We start from the raw sequence: 3,956 nt of genomic DNA, 5'->3' as shown, positions 1-3,956 counted from the left end.
ACCGCGACGACGCGTCTTGGGAAAGACACACCGGTCACTTGTGCGGTAGGTCAATCGTGGTGCCTAGCGACCCTGTGTCCAGTGTTCACTGCTTGGGCGGGCATCCGCTACTCAGTGCGAACCGGACACGCAGAACACGTTGCCGTCGGGATCGGTCAGGGTCACCCAGCGAAAGTCGCCCATGGTGTGTTGCGCAACCTCACGTGCACCCGCCTCGATCAGGCGCGCGACCTCACCGTCGAGGTCATCGGTGGTCATGTCGAGGTGGACGCGATTCTTGCCGGGCGTCGGGTCGTCGATCTTCTGGAAGGCCATTCGATACGGTGCCGCAGCGAGTTCGACGACATAGAACCAGCCGTCGTTCTCCTCCACGATCGTGCCCTCGACCTGCGCCGCCCACCAGCGTGCGAGTGGTCCGGGGTCGGTGGTGTCGAACGTGATCATGCCCAGCGTCAGTGTCATGGCGGCACGATATCGGCGACCACCGACAAGTTCGGGTCAGGCGTTGACGATCGTGTCCAGTGCCGAGTAGAAGATGCCAAGGCCGTCGTCGCTCGGTCCGGTCAGTGGCTCGGTGGCGTGCTCGGGGTGCGGCATCAAACCGACGACCCGGCCGTTGGCCGAGGAGATGCCGGCGATCCCGCGCTGCGATCCGTTCGGGTTGCTGCCGCTGTATCGGAAGACGACCCGGCCCTCACCCTCGAGCTCGTCGAGCACGTTCTGCGGTGCCTGGAACCGACCTTCGGCATTCTTGACCGGGATCAGAATCTCGGCACCGGGCTCGTATCGCGACGACCACGCGGTATCGGTGTTCTCCACTGCCAGCCACTGATCACGGCAGACGAAGTGCAGGCCTTCGTTGCGAGTCAGCGCGCCGGGGAGCAGTCCAACCTCGCAGAGAACCTGGAATCCGTTGCAGATACCGAGAACCGGCATACCGCCTTCGGCAGCCTTGACGACGGACTCCATCACGGGGGCGAATCGGGCAATGGCACCGGCTCGCAGGTAGTCACCGTACGAGAATCCGCCCGGGACGACGATCGCGTCGACGTTCTTCAGGTCGGCGTCGGCATGCCACAGGCTGACGGCTTCTCCGCCGGCGAGGGTGACCGCGCGGGAGGCGTCGACGTCGTCGAGGGTCCCGGGGAAGGTGATGACCCCTACGCGGGCGCTCATGCGGCGGGCTCTACCGATACGCGAGTGACCGTCCAGTCCTCGATGACCGTGTTGGCCAACAGCGATTCGGCGATCTTCTCGAGCTCGGCATCGCCGACGGTGTCGTCGACCTCGAGCTCGAAACGCTTGCCCTGACGGACGTCGGACACGCCGGAGATCCCCAGACGTCCGAGCGCTCCTGCGATCGCCTGACCCTGGGGATCGAGAATCTCGGCCTTGGGCATGACATCGACAACGACTCGGGCCACGAAAGCGCTCCTTGAAATACGTACAGCAAGACAGTTACCGGCAGGTGGGAGTCTACGCAGCCCTGGCGGGAGGCGCGAAACCGCGCTTACTATGGAGCCCATGCGGCTGACACACTTCGGACATTCCTGCGTTCTCGTCGAACTCAACGGCACCACCGTGCTGTTCGATCCCGGCACGTTCTCCCACGGGTTCGAGGGCATCACCGGACTCGACGCGATCCTCGTCACCCATCAGCACCCGGATCACGTCGATCTGCAACGTCTTCCCGCTCTCGTCGAGGCAAATCCGCGCGCGGCACTGCATGCCGATCCGATGACCGCGGGCCAATTGGGCGGCCAGTGGGCGGCAGCTCCCGCAGGCAAGGCATTCACTGTCGGCGGCATCACGGTCACCGGCGTGGGCGGCACCCATGCCGTCATCCATCCCGAACTACCGGAGATCGACAACACCGGGTACCTGCTCGGCACACCGGAGAATCCGGGCCAGCTGTTCCACCCGGGTGACTCGCTGTTCGTCCCCGAGCAGCAGGTCGAGGTTCTCGCGCTGCCCGCAGCCGCGCCGTGGTCGAAGCTCTCCGAGACAGTCGAATTCCTGCGTGCGGTAGCGCCGAAGATGGCCTTCCCCATCCACCAGGCCATCGTCGCGGAGCAGGCGAGGGGCATCTACTACGGCCGCTTCAAGGAGATGTCCGACGCCGAAATCCGCGAGCTTCCCGAGGAATCGTCCGTCTCGATCTAGCCGGTGACCTCGGGCGGAAGGGTGCCGATCATGGTCACCTGCGTCCCGTCCCACGCGTAGTCGATCGTCACCGGGCCGCCGGTGGGATTGGCATTCGCATCGTTCGCGAGCGGCCAGCGGTAGTTCACCGTGACGGTGTCGGCGGATTGCGCCGCAACAGAGGTGTATCCGTACGGCTCGAGCGTGGCGGTGCCCAAGTACTCGGCGTCGTGGAAGAAGAGTAGATGCGTCGGCGAACTCACCGTCGCGCCGTACGGCAGGGCTTCGACCCAGGTGAACGACGCACACGGATCACCCATGTCGGTGGCGACCCACGGTGAGTCGGCGAACACGAGCGGCAGCGAGTCCACGGCCTGTGTCACCTGTGCCGACGCCAGATCGAGGCACTGCGGCTCGGCGTCCGGTGGGCCCATCGGAACCAGGTCGCCGGCTTCCTCGGGTGGGGTCCGCTGTGGCTGCGCTTCTTCGGTGACGGTGGCCGGGTCGGGTGTCACCGACGCCGGGCTTGCCGCCGTGGTCGCCGGAACGGCCGAGGACGGTGCTGCCGAGGGCGTTCCTTGCTCCGCTCCCCCGCAGGCGACGAGGGCCGATGCACCGAGAGCGAGGAGCAGAAGTCGTTTCATGAAGACCGCCTGGTTCGTATTGTCCGACGCCAGGTATGTCGCCCGCAAACGTGTTCCGTTACATCACGTTTCAGTCAAGAGGGCGTTACCTTCGCAGAGATCTGCATTTTTCGCACCACTACGCGCACTTTTGCGACATTCCCGCGGATATTCCGGCATCGTGGCGCACCAGCTGCGCACTGGAGCGCGCGTCATTCAGGCCAGCCGATGTCGAGCCGAACCAATTCACGAATTGCCGACTCGTCGACCGTGTCGAGTCCGTCGAGGAACGCGGCTGCGAAAGACCCCGGCCGCGACGTCGACCGGGCCGCGATCTCCGACGCGACCGCGACGTGCGCGTGCGCCGCGACGGCACCGATCAGTGCAGTCGGTGACACCGAGCAGTAGGCAGCCGTCAGTGCACCGAGCGCACACCCGGTAGCCGTAACCCGTTGCAGCAGTGCGCTTCCGCCGCCCACCTTCACCATGCCGTCGGGGCCGAGAATGTGATCGGTCTCCCCCGACGCCGCCACGACCTCGGCCCGGTCGAGCAGCGACCGGGCCGCATCGATCGAATCTGCTACGTGTGCAGACGAATCCACCCCGCGCGATCCACCTTCGGCACCCGCCAGTCCCATGACTTCCGACGCATTTGCGCGAATGACGCTGGGCCGGTTGGCAAGTAGCTCAACGGCCACCTGGGTTCGCCACGGCAGACCGCCTGCTCCCACCGGATCGAGCACCCACGGCTTCCCCGCTGCCCGCGCTGCGGCCGACGCCAACCGAGAACTCTCCACCTGGGCAGCCGTCGGAGTTCCGAGATTGACCAACACAGCGTCGGCGATCTCGGCGAAGCCGGCCGCTTCCTCGGGGTTGTCCACCATCGCCGGCGCGGCCCCTGCGGCCAACAGCGCGTTGGCGACGAACTGCACCGACACCGTGTTGGTCAGACACTGCACCAGCGGATTGCGATCGCGCAGAAGTCGATGTGCGGCAACGATGTCGTCCAGGGTCACGCTCGAATTACTCATCGCTGACGAGTCTACGACCGCACTCACCCCGTTCGCGTCAATGGACCACTGCATACGTCTGAGCCGTGTGCACCGCTCCCCAGAAGTTGGACTGAGGAATTCAGTTCCGACTACTGGGGAGCGTGTGTATGCGTGTACGGAGTTCACTTACCGAGGATCA

Annotated in this window: 6 protein-coding genes; 1 reads left to right on the top strand and 5 read right to left on the bottom strand. The window is 65.3% G+C overall.

The features are described from left to right. Positions 1 to 111: 111 nt before the first annotated feature. From ABZ677_RS27695 to purS, 3 genes are read right to left on the bottom strand one after another with little or no spacing between them, the layout of a single operon-like run. On the bottom strand, positions 112 to 462 hold the full coding sequence (locus ABZ677_RS27695) for a VOC family protein (protein ID WP_094739848.1): 351 nt from the start codon (positions 460 to 462) through the stop codon (positions 112 to 114). Between the two features lie 36 nt (positions 463 to 498). Beyond that, positions 499 to 1,176 carry a phosphoribosylformylglycinamidine synthase subunit PurQ gene (purQ, locus tag ABZ677_RS27690; protein ID WP_094639287.1) on the bottom strand — a complete coding sequence of 226 codons (678 nt, stop codon included), beginning with the start codon at positions 1,174 to 1,176 and terminating at the stop codon, positions 499 to 501. After that, on the bottom strand, positions 1,173 to 1,424 hold the full coding sequence (gene purS / locus ABZ677_RS27685) for a phosphoribosylformylglycinamidine synthase subunit PurS (RefSeq protein ID WP_358375277.1): 252 nt from the start codon (positions 1,422 to 1,424) through the stop codon (positions 1,173 to 1,175). The genes purQ and purS overlap by 4 nt, the downstream gene beginning before the upstream one ends. 100 nt (positions 1,425 to 1,524) lie before the next feature. Between purS and ABZ677_RS27680 the strand changes: the two genes are divergently transcribed. Next, the gene (locus ABZ677_RS27680; protein WP_094633007.1) at positions 1,525 to 2,163 is read left to right on the top strand and encodes an MBL fold metallo-hydrolase; all 639 of its coding nucleotides are present in this window, start codon (positions 1,525 to 1,527) and stop codon (positions 2,161 to 2,163) included. On the opposite strand, the gene ABZ677_RS27675 is transcribed toward ABZ677_RS27680, so the two are convergent. Together ABZ677_RS27675 and thiM are read right to left on the bottom strand one after the other, a co-directional pair. Continuing rightward, entirely contained in the window at positions 2,160 to 2,786 is a 627-nt protein-coding gene (locus tag ABZ677_RS27675) for an LppP/LprE family lipoprotein (RefSeq protein WP_358375274.1), read from the bottom strand. The two genes, ABZ677_RS27680 and ABZ677_RS27675, sit on opposite strands and share 4 nt — an antisense overlap. Before the next feature lie 191 nt (positions 2,787 to 2,977). Beyond that, positions 2,978 to 3,796, bottom strand: a complete 819-nt coding sequence (gene thiM / locus ABZ677_RS27670) for a hydroxyethylthiazole kinase (RefSeq protein ID WP_358375271.1) — start codon at positions 3,794 to 3,796, stop codon at positions 2,978 to 2,980. Positions 3,797 to 3,956: the final 160 nt, after the last annotated feature.

Source organism: Rhodococcus sp. NPDC006774 (genome assembly GCF_040636045.1).
GTDB lineage: Bacteria > Actinomycetota > Actinomycetes > Mycobacteriales > Mycobacteriaceae > Rhodococcoides.
The sequence above is the reverse complement of the archived record's forward strand: the minus strand, read 5'-3'. Positions and strand labels throughout refer to the sequence as shown.